The organism is Dysosmobacter segnis, assembly GCF_014297285.1.
Lineage (GTDB): Bacteria > Bacillota > Clostridia > Oscillospirales > Oscillospiraceae > Oscillibacter > Oscillibacter segnis.
Genome location: NZ_JACOQI010000117.1, coordinates 1 through 569 on the forward strand (window position 1 = coordinate 1; position 569 = coordinate 569).

At 48.3% G+C, this 569-nt stretch carries 2 pseudogenes; both read right to left on the reverse strand.

The features are described from left to right. Positions 1-431 (reverse strand): annotated as a pseudogene (locus tag H8Z83_RS19325) (recombinase family protein); the annotation flags it as partial. 57 nt (positions 432-488) lie between these two features. Then, positions 489-551: pseudogene (locus H8Z83_RS20480) on the reverse strand (hypothetical protein); the annotation flags it as partial. Positions 552-569 lie beyond the last annotated feature (18 nt).

Genomic DNA, 569 nt, shown 5'->3' on the forward strand with positions numbered 1-569 from the left:
AATTTCACGCTGATATTGCCGTTTTCATAGACCTTGATATAGTCCACAAGTTCAACCAAGATTTCACGGTTGAGGGCTTCAATGTTCTGATACTTCATAAAGGCTACCAGTGCAGGATGCTCGTTGTCCACACCGTTTGCCAGTTCTGCGCGTTCAGCGTTCAGCCGGGTAAGCACCGCGGAAATATCAGAAGTCTGCCGTTCATAGTCAGCCTTCATATCCCGGTATTCCTGCTGGGTGATTTCACCGTCTTTCCAGTCCTGATAAAGAGATTGCTTGTAGCGTGTTATCTTTGTCAGTTCCCGCTCTTTTGCAGCTATCAGATCGTCCAGTCGGTAAGACTGGCTTTTTTTGATTGGAGCGGAATTGATCTGCGTGACGATTTCCGAGTAGGAAACAGCCAAATGTACCTGATGCTGTACAGCGAACAAAACAGCAGCCTCCAGCCGTTCATGCTTGATTGAGTGCATGGTGCAGGCTGTCCGGGAACGGTTCTTGTAGGTTGAGCAAGAATAATATACATTGTTGTTCTTGCCAACGCATCGGGTAATGGCCCGCCCGCAATCGGC